Here is a 14,153-nt window from a genome sequence, read left to right as displayed (position 1 = left end):
TACCTGGACGGTTGAAACCCAGCGGGGAAGTCAGTCAGGGAGTTGGTAAGGGATGTCTGCGAATGACTCGCGTGAGTAATCAGTCTGCTCGGCCTCAGAGCGTGAGTGTTGTAAATATCAATTCGTTGCGAACTGTCGTCATAACAGGCGGCGCTGGTTTTATCGGGTCTCAACTGTGTGACCGGCATATCGAACGGGGCGATAAGGTGCTTTGCCTTGACGATCTTTCGACGGGCCGGATGGAGAACATTACGCATCTGATCGACCACCCGAAATTCGCGTTCCGCAAACATGATGTGATTGAACCCTACAGCGTGCAGGGGCCGGTGGATCTTATTTACAACATGGCGTGCCCGGCATCTCCGCCCAAATATCAGGCCGACCCCATAAAAACGCTGAAGGTCAGCATTTTTGGCGCCGAGAACGCGTTGAAGCTGGCGCTTGAGAAAAACGCGGTTGTCCTTCAGGCCTCGACCTCGGAGGTTTATGGTGATCCTGAAGTGTCGCCGCAATCCGAAGACTACTGGGGCAATACCAACAGTTTTGGCCCGCGCTCATGTTATGACGAAGGCAAGCGCGCGGCGGAAACGCTGTTTCACGATTATCACGAACGCTATGGCGTCCGGATCCGGATTGCGCGCATCTTCAACACATATGGTCCGCGCATGGACCCCGAGGACGGTCGAGTCGTGTCGAACTTCATCTGCCAATCGCTGAAGGGGACGGATATCACCGTTTACGGCGATGGATCGCAAACGCGTTCCTTCTGCTATGTCGATGATTTGCTGGATGGTCTGATGGCACTTGTTCAGGCACCCGATGATGTCTTTTATCCGGTGAATGTCGGCAATCCGGGTGAATTCACTATCAATGAACTGGCGCATATTCTGCAGGATCTGGTGCCCTCAAACTCCAAACTGGTGCATGAGCCTCTGCCGGTTGACGACCCCAAGCAACGCTGCCCCGATATCAGGCTGGCCGAGCGGGTCTTGGGCTGGAAGCCCAAAGTGTCTTTGTCCGAAGGGTTGCAAAAAACAATCCCCTATTTCGCTGCCGAATTGCGGGCCAACAGGGTGCTCAGTTCGAGGGCTCAGTAATGTCGGCGCAGCCGGTTGTCGTCACAGGGGGCGCCGGATTTATCGGCAGCCACACCTGTAAACTGTTGCGCGAAACTGGGTATCAGCCGATCACGGTCGACAACCTGCGCACGGGGCACGCCGATGCGGTCAAATGGGGGCTGTTCGAGAAGCTGGATGTGCGTGACACCGAAGGTCTTGTGGGCCTCTTTGAACGCGAACAACCAGTGGCGGTCGTGCATTTCGCGGCAGCAGCCTATGTCGGTGAGTCGGTCGCAAATCCCGGGCTTTACTATGACAACAACGTCACCGGCATGACGTCTCTTCTGGCCGCCTGCGCGCGGTCGGGTGTGTCAAAAGTTGTCTTTTCGTCGTCCTGCGCGACCTATGGCATCCCGGAAACTCTGCCTATATCGGAAGACACGCCACAGTGTCCGATCAATCCGTATGGGCGCACCAAGCTGATCTGTGAGGGTATGCTGTCTGATTTCGAAATCGCCCATGGTATCCGATCTGTCGCCTTGAGGTATTTTAACGCCGCAGGGGCCGACCCTTCCGGCGAGCTGAGCGAACGCCATGACCCCGAAACCCATCTGATACCGCTGGCGCTGATGGCCGCTGCTGGCACCCGGCCACCGCTGCAGGTGTTCGGGACGGATTATCCCACGCCGGACGGCACATGCATTCGCGACTATATTCATGTCTCTGACCTGGCTGCGGCGCATGTGGCGGCCCTGCGTCATCTTCAGGCGGGCAAGTCTTCGGCCGCGTTCAATGTGGGGACAGGGCAGGGGCATTCCATTCTCGAGATTGCCGCCGCCATCAAAGCGGTCTTTGGCAAGGACCTGCCCTGGAATGCAGCCGCGCGCCGCGCTGGCGATCCACCGACGCTGGTTGCCGATACGCGCCGTGCCGCGCAGGAGCTTGGGTTCAAGGCCACGCATAGCGATCTTGCGCAGATCCTGCGCGATGCGGGGCCCAGTTTTGGTTTACAGGCGGTTGATGCAGTCGCCTGAGGCATATGCACCCCACACCACGTCTATCGACGCGGACCGGCCGGAGGTGCCTTATACCCGGCGGCTTTTGACTAGCTGGCTTGCGTTGAAATACAACCTGTTCGTTCTGGCCTGGATCGCTGCGGCGCTGTTTTTCTGGACATGGTGGCTGAGGCCATCAAGCATGTTGCCGGGGCCTGCTTACATTGTGGCCTCATTCGCGCTGTTTTGGACCTATTTCCTGTTTGGCTTTTTCTTCGTGATCCATCGGCGGGCGATCGTTCCGAATGGCCCGCCACCTGATCCAAATACGGTGCGTGTCGCGATGATCACGACGAAAACACCATCGGAACCCTTTTCGATCGTCCGGCGCACACTTGAGGCAATGCTGGCGCAGGATTACCCGCACGACACTTGGCTTGCCGACGAAGATCCCAGCGCCGAGACCATCGCCTGGTGTGAAGCCCACGGTGTGCGCATTTCAACCCGCAAGGGGCGCGACGATTATCACAGGTCCGAATGGCCCCGGCGGACACGCTGCAAGGAAGGCAACCTAGCCTTCTTCTATGACACCTATGGGTATGAAAATTACGATTTCGTCTCACAGCTGGATGCGGATCACGTTCCCAAACCCAGCTATCTGACGGAAATCATGCGGGGATTCCGCGATCCGAAAGTCGGGTATGTCAGCGGTCCCAGCATCTGTTCAAACAATGAAAAGGAAAGCTGGGCAGCCCGGACGCGTCTTTATAATGAAGCCGCGTTTCACGGTATTTTCCAGTGCGGATATGCCAATGGCCTGACCCCGATGTGTATCGGGTCGCATTATGCAGTGCGCACCAAGGCTTTGAAAGAGGTTGGCGGCCTTGGCCCTGAGCTGGCCGAAGACCATTCGACAACAATGTTGATGGCCGCGGGTCATTGGCGCGGTGTGCATGCCATTGATGCAATTGCGACCGGAGACGGTCCGGCGACCTTTGCGGATCTGTGTATTCAGGAGTTTCAATGGTCGCGCAGCCTTGTCACGCTGCTGGGAAAATATACGCCCGACTATCTGCCTTCATTGCCTGCAAAGCTGAAATGGCAGTTCCTGTTCTGCCAGTTTCTCTACCCGATGATTGCGCTGACAATGTTGCTGCTTTACCTGCTGCCGATCGTCGCCCTGATCGGGGATTTCCGTTATGCAGATGTCACGTTCGGTGCGTTCGTGCTGCACAATTTTCCAAGCGTTCTGATCTGCATTGCCGTGCTATTCGCCTTTCGCAAAGACGGCTTTCTGAGGCCCTATGACGCCAAAGTGCTTGGCTGGGAAAAAATTCTTTTCTTCGCAATCCAGTGGCCCTGGGTCCTGTGGGGGTGCATGATGGCAACTCGCGACCTGCTCACGGGGAGCTTTGTTGATTTTCGCGTGACGCCCAAAGGGGAAAACACAGTCGCAGAGCTACCGTTTCCGGTGTTTTTACCGTATTTGCTGCTAAGCTTGGGGGCAATTTTACCAACCCTTCTCATCGAAGATCTTGAGTTTGCTAACGGATTTTATCTGCTCTCACTGCTAAGTGCGGTGATCTATATGTCTGTCCTGGCTGTTGCGGTTTATCATCACATTGTCGATAATCATATTAAACTGGGATTGCGTCCCAGGCTGGTTCACTTGCAGCTATTATGTGTTCTGGGTTTGGTCGGATTGTTCTCCGTCGCATTTGCCGAGCGGTCTTTGATCAGCCTGCATGCCCTGAGTTTAGGTTTGGAGCCCCTGCAGATCGTTCGTATTGAATTCGCAGTATCGGGAGCTGGAATGGGTACGGGTAACGTGCAGCCTGTATTCGACCCAGGATGGCGCATGACCGTAGAAAACTGAGGCGTAATGAGGAGGTAGCGTCATGTTTGATGAAGCTCAAGACCGTGAAAGTGGCAGCCTTTGGCTGAAATCAAGTGCATCCGCGCTTGCTCTCGTGATGGCAATGTCTTTGCCAACCCTCGCATCACCACCCGGAGACTTCCCTTTCGGCGTCTATGATCCGGATGGTTATTTCGAGGACGAACCGGATGTTCAGATCGAGCATCTGTTTCTTCCTTGGGAAGATGTTTTCCTGCAATCGCTCAGCCTGGCTGACTCGTACGCTTCGGAACGGGGCAGGGCCATCCTGGTGACGGTCGAGCCCTGGACATGGACGCGGGGCGAACGGCAAAGTCCCGAAGCGCTTCAACGTGGTATTCTGCGTGGTGATTATGACATCAACATGCGTGCGATCTGCGATCAGTTGTCCCAGTTCAGCAGCCCCGTGACGGTGCGCTGGGGTCACGAGATGGAGTTTGGCGACGGTCAGTTCATCTGGACAGATTGGGATCCCGATCTTTATATCCGGGCCTACAAGCGTGCGATTGATATCTGCCGTGAAGTGTCCAACGATATTCAGTACATGTGGTCGCCGCTTGGTGACGAGGGGCTGGAAGAATATTACCCCGGCGATGATTATGTCGATGTCGTTGGTTTGTCGGTCTTCGGGTTCGAACCCTATGAACGTGCCTTTTTGGGCGGCCCGCAAACTTTTCGTGATATTCTGACGCCGCGCTATGAACGGGTCTTGCAGTTCAACAAGCCGATTGTGGTTGCTGAACTTGGTTACTCGGGAAGCCCCGAATATGTCGCGAGATGGGAAAATGACGTACGCCAGGATTTGGATGGATTCGACGAACTGCGCGCGGTTGTCTATTTCAATCAGAAAGAGGTCTATCCTTGGCCTGGCGGGTTCGGTTTGCCTGATTGGCGCTTTGAACAGAACATTTTGCCGCAAAACTGACAACAGTTTGATTCAGCGGTATCTTGCCGAAACTCAATGAAACAAGGGCACAGGGGCCAAAATCAGCTTCTGCGCTTTGCATTATGTGACATCTGGGCTAAACTTGAAATGGACAAAGTTTTGACGTGCGGTGTTAGGAAAAAAGACACTTTTTTGAAGTAAATTTAGGTGGCGTGGGCAACTCGGTCTGGGTGAAGATGGCAGTTAATAGCAAGAAAGGTGCCACATGAAGTTCATCAATGGGCACATTTCAGGTTTTCTGGGAGTAATGAAAGCCGCTTCGGTAGCTTTGGTCTGTGTATTTGTCACAACCACCGCCGCTTCTGCCGCTGAAGGAGGTCGCGATGGGTTTTGGTATTCCAAGAAGTACATGACCTCTCCGGAGGTGTCGCAGTCGGTGATGGACAGACATCAAATTCGGCTCGAATTTGGCAGCTCGGTCAAGGCTGAGAAAAAAAACAAAGGATTGAATTTGCTGTCCGGCAGTCTGCGTGAACGACCAAAGCGGGTGTCCTATCGGGTATTGGGCAGCGGTAGCTACATTTGCAGCCCTGCAGGTTTTGGGCGCAGGTCGACCTGCCGAAGAAACTGAAACAACGCAATTTCGTGACTGTTCGGTCTCTTCGCCGCGCCGGAGGGCGTCTTTTTTTTATAAAAACCCCTTGCTTGGCGCGATCGGTGTTAGCAGTGTTTCCATTCAGGTGTTCGGGCGGTGCGTCTGGGTAAATTGAAAAAATCATCTTCTCATGCCGACACGCGCCGCATTTGATGGGTTTGCTCAGGTGGATCTGCTAATGTCCTAAAAAATAGGGTAAAAGTTAATAAGGATGTTCTTTTGAAACTGATTTTTCTTACCTACTTCGCCAGTGCCTTCTTAAGCTTCAGCGCGGCTGCGGCTACGGCACAAAACCAGTCGTTCGCACCGGTGGATGTCAATTTCTGTACCTCGCTTCTCGCGAAGACCAACGATCGCGACTTCGAGGATGACCCTGAAGAGGACGACTACATTGAAACGCGACTTTACGACCAGGAAGAGGCGCGGGTCATCACAGATCGTCTCGAAATCATGGATCTGGCCTTTGAGGAAAAATGGGTCTTCGACACGAAAGAGCCGATCCCGCGCTATGAGCTTTGCCCAAATGAACCCAGCTATGTGGTGCTTTGGGCGGAAATCATCGCTCCGGATGAAACCGGTGATTTTCTGATCGATGCGGAAGGATACCTGTCAATCCGCAAGGACGGCACGTTCGGTTACATCTTCACCAACCGCCCCTATGAGGGAACGTGGGAACTGGATGGAACGGATATGGTCTTCACGGCAAGCTGGCTGAACAACGGCCAGCCCTACAAGACGCCGGTCGAAATCGTTAGCACGCCGGTCGAAACCCGCTATCGCGACGGTCGGGTCGACCGGAATGTCGTCGAATCCTATCGCATGGGTGCGTTCCGCTTTTTCCGGCTGGCAACAACCTTACCGGCGGCCGAGCGCGACTGCGCCTGCGTGTCGAACTAACCACCTGTTCCCTGTACGATAGGGGCTTTCCGGGTAGGCCACCTTTGGGATCGCCTGCCTGATAAGGCATGTCGGGACAGACCGATACGCGAAAAGCCGCATTTGCAGCACAAAGACTGCCACGCAGCCCGATATTCTGGGCCGGAACCTCTTGTACCTTTGCGCACGTCTCAATAGAAGGACGCAGATTTTGACGCTGTGCCGCCTTGGGGCGGCTTTGAACCTATGGGGAATACCACATGCAGGTCACCGAGACCCTGAACGATGGACTGAAGCGCGGCTATGCGATCACTGTGACCGCGGCCGAGCTGGACGAGAAAGTGAACGAAAAGCTGGCCGAAGCGCAGCCCGAGATCGAGATGAAGGGCTTCCGCAAAGGCAAGGTTCCCATGCCCCTGCTGAAAAAGCAGTTCGGTCAGCGTCTTCTGGGTGAGGCGATGCAGGAATCCATCGACGGCGCGATGCAAAAGCATTTCGAAGACAGCGGCGATCGCCCTGCCATGCAGCCCGAGGTCAAGATGACCAATGAGGACTGGAAAGAAGGCGACGACATCAATGTCGAAATGTCCTACGAGGCGCTGCCTGAAATCCCCGAGGTGGACCTGAGCAAGATCAAGGCCGAGCGGTTGGTTGTCAAAGCCGATGACGCGGCCGTGGACGAGGCCCTGGGCAACTTGGCCGAAACCGCGCAGGATTTCAAAGCACGGAAGAAAGGCTCCAAAGCCAAGGACGGCGATCAGGTCGTCATGGACTTCGTGGGCAAGGTCGATGGCGAAGAGTTCGAGGGCGGCTCGGCCGAGGATTATCCGCTGGTTCTGGGCTCCAACAGCTTCATCCCCGGCTTCGAAGATCAGCTGGTTGGCGTGAAAGCCGGTGAAGAAAAGGCTGTCACTGTGACTTTCCCGGAAGAGTACGGTGCAGAACATCTGGCCGGCAAGGAAGCCGTGTTCGATTGCACAATCAAAGAGGTCAAGGAACCCGTCGCAGCCGAGATCAACGACGATCTGGCCAAGAAATTCGGCGCCGAAGATCTGGCCGCGCTGAAGTCGCAGATCGCGGAACGTCTGGAAGCGGAATACGTCGGTGCCTCGCGCGCCGTGATGAAGCGCGGCATTCTGGATGAGCTGGACAAACTGGTGTCGTTCGACCTGCCGCCGACCCTTGTGCAGGCCGAGGCCGATCAGATCGCGCACCAGCTGTGGCACGAGGAAAACCCCGACGTGGAGGGCCACGATCACGACAAGATCGAACCCACGGATGAGCACACGAAACTGGCCGAACGCCGCGTGCGTCTGGGCCTGCTGCTGGCCGAACTGGGCCAGAAAGCCGAGGTTGAAGTGTCGGATGCCGAGATGACGCAAGCCATCATGAACCAGGCGCGTCAGTACCCCGGTCAGGAGCGTCAATTCTTTGAATTCGTTCAACAAAATGCTCAGATGCAACAGCAGCTGCGCGCGCCGATCTTCGAAGACAAGGTGATTGATTACATCACCGAGCTGGCGAAAGTGACCGACAAAGAGGTGTCGAAAGACGATCTGCAAAAAGCGGTTGAGTCGCTGGACGACCAGTAAGCCCGCGCAATCTGCAACGCTTTGAGGCCGCCCTTGTCGGGGCGGCCTTTTTCATGCCAGTCAGGGGGGGTGTGACGGGGTCAGGCCTGACGGTACAAGCCCGGCACCAGCCCTTCGGCGGCAGATTTCAGAACCTCGGGCGCTGTGCCCGGCGCCATGGCGTGACCGTAAGACAGCTCATACCGCCCGCCCAGTTTTTCCAGAAATTCCGCAAGATGGCGTACAGATCCGAACAGGGCGCCCACATGCTCATCCCAGCTGAGCTTTTGCGCCAATCCGCGCAGGCGATAGTAATAATCCGTATTGCGCGCGTTCAGCGCCGCAGGGATCAGCGGGGCATTGCAATTCTGTGACACAAGGCTTGCACCGCCGCGCCAATCAGGCTCCACCAGCTGGCCTGCGGCTTTGTGGGACACACGGCCCGATCCGAAGACCAAAAGCGCGCCGCCATTGTGCAGATGCGCCTCCATGGCCTGCACAGTGGCCCGGCTGGAAGTAGACCGATAGGATTTGTCGACCTCGACTGGCACGACGGTGTCATCTTTCAGAAATTGTTTGGCTTCGGCCGTGGCGACCACTTTCAGATCACGTCGCTTTTCCAGCAGCGCGCCCGCATGGGCGATGTAATCGAACATGCCGGTGGGGTGGGTGGCGGCGATGATTGCGGGGCCTGTGGCGGGGACGTGTTCCTGGCCACGGGTGACCAGCTGGGTCTTGCCGCGCTTGTCCAAAAGGGCTGCGACCAGATCGGGGCCGGTCAGCCCGTCGATCTCGGCCATCAGGGCCTCGCTCTCGCGCAGGCCGAAGAAGGGGCGGCCGGTGGCGGTGCGGCTGATCGTGTCCATTGTGTGCAACGCAGCGCGAAGGGCGCTCAGCCGCAGATGTGCATTCTTGGCCATGCCAAGGCGCGCGCGCAGAACGGGGTTCATCGGCTTTTCATTAATCAAGCGTGTCACACGGTCCCCACCGGTAGTTAATCATTTGTAACACTAGCATGAAAACCCCGCCGGATCGGGTCGGGAATTCCTTACCTGTGGTCAAATTGGCAAGGTTGTCAGGTTTTCAGGCCGGTTTCTTCCAAAAGGCCGCGCCGTTTGGCTTCGTAATAATATCCGCGCGCGTACCAGCCCACGGCGGTTGCTTCGTCCCCATCGGAAACAAGCCATGCGCCCCGCAGGTATTTTACCGCGTATTTCAGGTTGGTATCTGCGTCCAGCAGCGCCTCATTCGGGCCGGTAAAGCCCATGCCCCGCGCAGTTCTGGGATGGATCTGCATGAGACCCATATATGGCCCGTTGCGCGCCCAGGGCCGATGGGTGCTTTCGCGTATCACCACGCGCTGCACCAATGTGCGGGGCACCTCATAGTGATCGGCCCATTTGTTGATCTTGGCGCGCAGTTCGGGCGTTTCATTGGGGTATAGCGGCGGCTCAAGAACTGCGCGCGCGGCCGTCGGCGGCGCGTCGGGTCGCCCGCAGGCCATGAGAGAGGGTGCAGACAGGGCGATGAAAAGGCGTCGGGACAAGGCGGTCATGTGGGTACTAAAAGCCGCTTCGTCAGACCGTGCAAGGGGGCGTTCCAGCCGCAAGCGAAACACCGCCAAATGAAAAGGGCCGCACCGGGATGGGTGCGGCCCTAATTCAGAAAAAAGACTGCCTTTTGGCTTATGCCTTGGGCTCTTCCTCTTCAGCGTCCTCGGCCGGGGTGTTTTCCTCGGCGGCCGGGGCCACTTCGTCTTCCAGCTCATCCAGCTCCGCTGCGCCGATATCGTCAAAGAGCTCGGCAATCTCGAATTCGGCCTCGGCCTCTTCCTCGGCGGCCAGCTCCTGGATGGTTTTGCCCGAAGCCTGCAGATCCGCCTCTTCCGGCGAACGCGCCACATTGAGGATCATTTCGACCTCAACTTCGGGGTGCAGGGTGACCGATACAGCGTGCAGACCCAGTTCCTTGATCGGCTGGGGGATGATGACCTGCTTGCGATCCACGGTGAAGCCCGCCTCGGTTGCGGCGTCGGCCGCGTCACGGGGGGTGACCGAACCGTAAAGGTTGCCGCCATCCGATGCCTGGCGAATCACGACGAATTGCTGCCCGTCCAGACGGTTGCCCAGCGCTTCGGCTTCCTTGCGCGTTTCCAGGTTGCGCGCTTCCAGCTGCGCTTTCTGGGTTTCAAAGCTTGCGATATTTGCTTCCGATGCCGACAGCGCTTTGCCCTGGGGCAGGAGGTAGTTGCGTGCATAGCCGGGCTTCACGTCGACGACGTCGCCCATCTGGCCCAGCTTGGCCACACGTTCAAGAAGGATAACTTGCATCAGTCTCTCTCCTTATTTCACGGCGTAGGGCAGCAGCGCCAGGAAGCGCGCGCGTTTGATTGCGCGGGCCAGTTCGCGTTGCTTCTTGGCCGAAACGGCGGTGATGCGCGAAGGAACGATCTTGCCGCGCTCCGAGATGTAGCGTTGCAGCAGGCGCGTGTCCTTGTAGTCGATCTTCGGCGCGTTATCGCCCGAGAAAGGGCAGACTTTGCGACGGCGGAAAAATGGTTTTGCAGCCATGGTTTAGCGTCCTTTCCTGATGCGATTACGAGCGGCGCTCGCGGCGGTCGCCACGATCGTCACGTTTTTGCATTTGCACCGACGGGCCTTCTTCGTGTTCGTCAACCTTGATGGTCAGAACGCGCATAACGTCGTCGTGCAGGCGCATCAGGCGCTCCATCTCCTGAACGGCCGGCGCGGGGGCATCGGTCTTCAGAAAGGCATAGTGGCCTTTGCGGTTCTTGTTGATCTTGTAGGCCATCGTCTTGACGCCCCAGTATTCATGTTCGACCAGCTTCCCGCCATTGTCGGACAGAACGGCACCAAAATGTTCAATAAGGCCTTCGGCTTGCGTGTTGGACAGGTCCTGACGCGCAATAAAGACATGCTCATAGAGTGGCATGCGTACTCCTGTTTCTATCAAGGCGCATTTCAAAGGCAGGGCGTTTGATCTTCCGCTGCCCCACCACGAGAGACTGCGCGGTTCGAAATTCTGCGGAAGAGCCGCCCGTATACACTCTTTGGCCCTTCGCGCAAGCCCTGGCAGGCCCCAACGGGCTGTGCCCGCGCAATTCCCCGCCGCTGCCACAATGCTGCCGTGATCGTCGACAACGCTGGCGAGTGTCAACGCGACGAAAAAATTCGCACTGGGATAGAACGGGACTTGCAACCATGACCATCGCGCAAATCGGCGGCGTGACCGCGTCCGAGGATGATGCGGCTCAAAAACGCTCGGGCGTTTTCTCGGCCGCAATGCGGGAAAGCCTGTTCCCTGTCGCGTCGCCTGTGATGCGGTTCGACGATCACGTTCCGGTCAAGCTGGGATTTGAAGGCAACCGCTTGCTGGTCCATGCGTTCATGCGCTTTACCGGCGCGGCGCTGATCCTGTGCGCGCCCGGCCTTTGGTTGTTGCCCGGCTCGAACCTCGATCCGGCGTTGATGCTTTACAAACTGGGCGCGTCTATCTTTTTTGCGTTTTGCGGCATGGCGCTGATCCTGCGCAACAAGGTCTATGCGCAGCCCGAAGTGTATTTCGACCCGATCCGCCGCGAGATGCGCATCCTGCAGAAAAACGACCGCGGGCGGCCGCAGACCGTCTTGCGTCGCAGCTATGACACGCTGGGCGCAGCCAAGATCCGCGCCCGTCAGCTTGAGATCTGGGATGTGGATGGCAGCGTTCTGCTTAATATTCCGCTGGCTGATCAGGAAGCACGCCACGCGCTGCGTCAGCAGCTGGGCAGTCTGGTGCGCTGAATTCTGCCACTGTTCAGAATCCCACAGACATTGTGAGTTTTCGCCAGTTGCCCAAACGGCAGGCTGGCCCACATTAGGTTTAATCGTTTGTCCAACCACGGAGCCTTCCACCATGAAACATCTTTTCCTCGCCGCTGCTATCGCCGCTGGTGCGACCGCCGCTGCCGCCGACGCGGTCAAATACGAACTCGACCCCAGCCATACTCAGGTTGTTTTCAGCTATAATCACCTGGGCTTTTCCACCACGACCGGCATGTTCTCGGGCTTTGGAGGCGAGATCATGTTTGACGAGGAAAACCCCGCAAATTCCAGCGTGAGCGTGTCCATGCCGGTGATGAGCATGTTCACGGGCTGGGAAGCGCGCGAGGCGCATTTCATGTCCGGCGATTTCTTTGGCGCGGAAGAGGGGGACATGGTCTCTTTCACCTCGACCGGGATTGAAGTGACGGGCGACAACACTGCGCTGATCACCGGCGATCTGACCATGAACGACGTGACCAAATCCGTTGTTCTGGAAACCACGCTGAACCAGCGTGGCGCGTATCCCTTTGGGCCGAAACAGGGCGTGGACACGTTGGGTCTGAATGCGACCACGACGCTGATGCGGTCGGATTTCGGCCTGGGCGCCTTCGCGCCGGCAGTCGGTGACGAGGTGCAAGTGACCATTTCGCTGGAAGCCTGGCAGGCCACCGACAACTAAGTCGCTATGCCGCCGGCAGCTTTCGGCACAAACATATAACCGCCGTCCCGAAATGGGGCGGCGGTTTTTTTTTGTGTGACCGGGTCAGGACGCGGGTATTAGTCGGTCAGAACGCCGACGCCTGCACCAACAAGCGCGCCTTCTACGCAGCGCCCATCCACCAGTACTTCGCCCGCAGCGCAGCCGATCACGGCCCCCACCACGGCACGTTCCATTTTCGAGTCGTTCCCAGAACAAGCAGACAGGCCAAGGCCCGAGATCAAGACAGTCAGGCTGATCAATTTACGCATTTCGGTTTTCCAAATCATTGCTCTCGATACAAGCAGTTTGGGCTGTCGAAACAACGGTGCCATTGACTTGTATCAATTACCGCGGGCTTTATTGCTGTCGGCTGGCCGTCAGTTGGAACGTGACGTCGACACCAAACCCGACTGAGCTTTCGTCGGGATAGGCCGTGCCGACCCCGAAATCCAAACGATTGACGGCAAGGCCGCCCGATGCTGTGGCGACACCATCGGCAATCTCGACCGTGAAGGGCATGGTGATCGGCACCGATTGATCGCGGATCGTCAAAGGGCCTTCGACGACATAGCCGGTGTCGGTGCGCAGGATCTCTCCGTTCAGGGTGGCTGTGGGAAAGGTGTCGGCGGCGAAGAATTCCGCGCCCAGAGCCTGACTGGTGACCGAGCCCAGCGTGAGAGACCCGATGGAGACTGTCACCTCTACCGATCCGGCCGGGCCGGGGGTGTCGCGCGGTTCAAAGGAAATCGCGGCGGTCCAGTCGGCAAAGCTGCCCTCGACCGTGCTGCCCAGCTGCGTGACGGCAATAGAAAGCGTGCCGTCTTGCACGGCCCAGTCCGTGTCGACCTCCTCCAATGCGGCGGCTTGGGGCAGACCCTCTTCGTGGCCGTCATAGCTGCCGGTTGCGGCGCCCAGGCCAATTGCGGCGGCCCAGATGCCCAGCGCGGCGATGAAGGGCGATGCCGCGTGATCGGCGGGCGCAAGCGGGGGGATATCGGGACGGCCGGGCAGCATGCGCCGCAGCGTGGCGTCGCGGTCGATCACATGGTGTTTCAGTGCGCCTGCGATGTGAAAGCCGATGGCTCCGATCAGCACCCATTTGGTGACGATATGCAGCCCCGCAAACAGCGATGACAGCGCTTCGTCCTTTGGGACGAAGGGCAGGTCCTGGCCGAAGGGCCACCAGATCGGCGCAAAGCCCGAGCTTGAGGCATGGTGGATCCACCCGGTGAGAGGGACCAACAGGAGAGACCCGTAAAGCAACCAGTGCACGGTTTCGGCCAGGCGCGCCTCGGCCGGTTTTTCGGCGTTGAGCAGATAGGGTTTGGGCTGTGTCAGCGCCCACAGAATGCGCAGCAGTGCTACAACGAAGGCGGCAATGCCGATGGTCTTGTGCATGGAGAACACGAAGGCCTTCTGCGCCAGCTGATCCGAGGTGTCATAAGGCAGCTGGTTGGCATACCAGCCCAGCGGAATCGCTGTCAGAATCAGAAGGGCCGTCAGCCAGTGGAAGGTCTTGGTGATACCACCGTAATGGGTTTTCGTGTTGGCCAGGCTCATCGCGCGCTCCGTTTCTTGATGGGCAGAGTGTAAGACGCGCATGCGCCAGCGCAAACGCAATGGCTGCACAGACAAAGCGCAGCAGTGCACAGCCGCGCCGGGCGTTGCCCTTTGAGCCGGCAAAAGCTATGCCA

General features: G+C 57.7%; 16 protein-coding genes. 9 read left to right on the top strand and 7 right to left on the bottom strand.

The window, feature by feature from the left end; genetic code table 11:
• Positions 1 to 62 precede the first annotated feature (62 nt).
• The 7 genes from TR61_RS08200 to tig all read left to right on the top strand — a co-directional run bounded on the left by TR61_RS08200 (position 63) and on the right by tig (position 7,956).
• On the top strand, positions 63 to 1,097 hold the full coding sequence (locus TR61_RS08200) for a UDP-glucuronic acid decarboxylase family protein (RefSeq protein WP_050929466.1): 1,035 nt from the start codon (positions 63 to 65) through the stop codon (positions 1,095 to 1,097).
• Positions 1,097 to 2,092, top strand: a complete 996-nt coding sequence (galE, locus tag TR61_RS08195) for a UDP-glucose 4-epimerase GalE (protein WP_050929461.1) — start codon at positions 1,097 to 1,099, stop codon at positions 2,090 to 2,092. The genes TR61_RS08200 and galE overlap by 1 nt, the downstream gene beginning before the upstream one ends.
• Positions 2,079 to 3,929, top strand: a complete 1,851-nt coding sequence (locus TR61_RS08190) for a glycosyltransferase family 2 protein (RefSeq protein ID WP_082181885.1) — start codon at positions 2,079 to 2,081, stop codon at positions 3,927 to 3,929. The genes galE and TR61_RS08190 overlap by 14 nt, the downstream gene beginning before the upstream one ends.
• A 22-nt stretch (positions 3,930 to 3,951) precedes the next feature.
• On the top strand, positions 3,952 to 4,872 hold the full coding sequence (locus TR61_RS08185) for a glycoside hydrolase family 26 protein (protein WP_050929459.1): 921 nt from the start codon (positions 3,952 to 3,954) through the stop codon (positions 4,870 to 4,872).
• A 226-nt stretch (positions 4,873 to 5,098) separates the two neighbouring features.
• Positions 5,099 to 5,464 carry a hypothetical protein gene (locus TR61_RS19895; RefSeq protein WP_157440860.1) on the top strand — a complete coding sequence of 122 codons (366 nt, stop codon included), beginning with the start codon at positions 5,099 to 5,101 and terminating at the stop codon, positions 5,462 to 5,464.
• Between the two features lie 243 nt (positions 5,465 to 5,707).
• A complete protein-coding gene (locus TR61_RS08180; RefSeq protein WP_050929457.1) occupies positions 5,708 to 6,385 on the top strand; it encodes a hypothetical protein in 678 nt (225 codons plus the stop codon).
• A gap of 239 nt (positions 6,386 to 6,624) precedes the next feature.
• Complete coding sequence (tig, locus tag TR61_RS08175; protein ID WP_050929455.1) at positions 6,625 to 7,956, top strand: trigger factor; 1,332 nt, start codon at positions 6,625 to 6,627, stop codon at positions 7,954 to 7,956.
• Positions 7,957 to 8,036: 80 nt separating this feature from the next.
• On the opposite strand, the gene TR61_RS08170 is transcribed toward tig, so the two are convergent.
• The 5 genes from TR61_RS08170 to rpsF form a co-directional block, all read right to left on the bottom strand.
• On the bottom strand, positions 8,037 to 8,912 hold the full coding sequence (locus TR61_RS08170; RefSeq protein WP_157440859.1) for a 1-acyl-sn-glycerol-3-phosphate acyltransferase: 876 nt from the start codon (positions 8,910 to 8,912) through the stop codon (positions 8,037 to 8,039).
• A 98-nt stretch (positions 8,913 to 9,010) separates the two neighbouring features.
• Positions 9,011 to 9,490, bottom strand: coding sequence for a transglycosylase SLT domain-containing protein (locus TR61_RS08165; RefSeq protein WP_157440858.1), 480 nt, complete (start codon positions 9,488 to 9,490; stop codon positions 9,011 to 9,013).
• A 130-nt stretch (positions 9,491 to 9,620) separates the two neighbouring features.
• Positions 9,621 to 10,265 carry a 50S ribosomal protein L9 gene (gene rplI, locus TR61_RS08160; RefSeq protein WP_050929451.1) on the bottom strand — a complete coding sequence of 215 codons (645 nt, stop codon included), beginning with the start codon at positions 10,263 to 10,265 and terminating at the stop codon, positions 9,621 to 9,623.
• 12 nt (positions 10,266 to 10,277) lie between these two features.
• Positions 10,278 to 10,505, bottom strand: coding sequence for a 30S ribosomal protein S18 (gene rpsR, locus TR61_RS08155; protein ID WP_005982441.1), 228 nt, complete (start codon positions 10,503 to 10,505; stop codon positions 10,278 to 10,280).
• A 25-nt stretch (positions 10,506 to 10,530) separates the two neighbouring features.
• The gene (gene rpsF, locus TR61_RS08150) at positions 10,531 to 10,887 is read right to left on the bottom strand and encodes a 30S ribosomal protein S6 (protein ID WP_050929449.1); all 357 of its coding nucleotides are present in this window, start codon (positions 10,885 to 10,887) and stop codon (positions 10,531 to 10,533) included.
• 269 nt (positions 10,888 to 11,156) lie between these two features.
• Between rpsF and TR61_RS08145 the strand changes: the two genes are divergently transcribed.
• Together TR61_RS08145 and TR61_RS08140 are read left to right on the top strand one after the other, a co-directional pair.
• The gene (locus tag TR61_RS08145) at positions 11,157 to 11,738 is read left to right on the top strand and encodes a hypothetical protein (RefSeq protein ID WP_050929447.1); all 582 of its coding nucleotides are present in this window, start codon (positions 11,157 to 11,159) and stop codon (positions 11,736 to 11,738) included.
• A 112-nt stretch (positions 11,739 to 11,850) separates the two neighbouring features.
• A complete protein-coding gene (locus tag TR61_RS08140; RefSeq protein ID WP_050929446.1) occupies positions 11,851 to 12,438 on the top strand; it encodes a YceI family protein in 588 nt (195 codons plus the stop codon).
• 98 nt (positions 12,439 to 12,536) lie between these two features.
• Here TR61_RS08140 and TR61_RS20140 read toward each other — a convergent pair whose 3' ends face one another.
• Positions 12,537 to 12,653 carry a glycine zipper family protein gene (locus TR61_RS20140; RefSeq protein WP_172676952.1) on the bottom strand — a complete coding sequence of 39 codons (117 nt, stop codon included), beginning with the start codon at positions 12,651 to 12,653 and terminating at the stop codon, positions 12,537 to 12,539.
• Between the two features lie 163 nt (positions 12,654 to 12,816).
• A complete protein-coding gene (locus TR61_RS08130; RefSeq protein WP_050929441.1) occupies positions 12,817 to 14,019 on the bottom strand; it encodes a cytochrome b/b6 domain-containing protein in 1,203 nt (400 codons plus the stop codon).
• Positions 14,020 to 14,153: the final 134 nt, after the last annotated feature.

Origin of the sequence: Aestuariivita boseongensis (assembly GCF_001262635.1) — a bacterium.
Lineage (GTDB): Bacteria > Pseudomonadota > Alphaproteobacteria > Rhodobacterales > Rhodobacteraceae > Aestuariivita > Aestuariivita boseongensis.
Note: the sequence above shows the minus strand (reverse complement) of the source record. Positions and strands in the feature narration are given on the sequence as shown.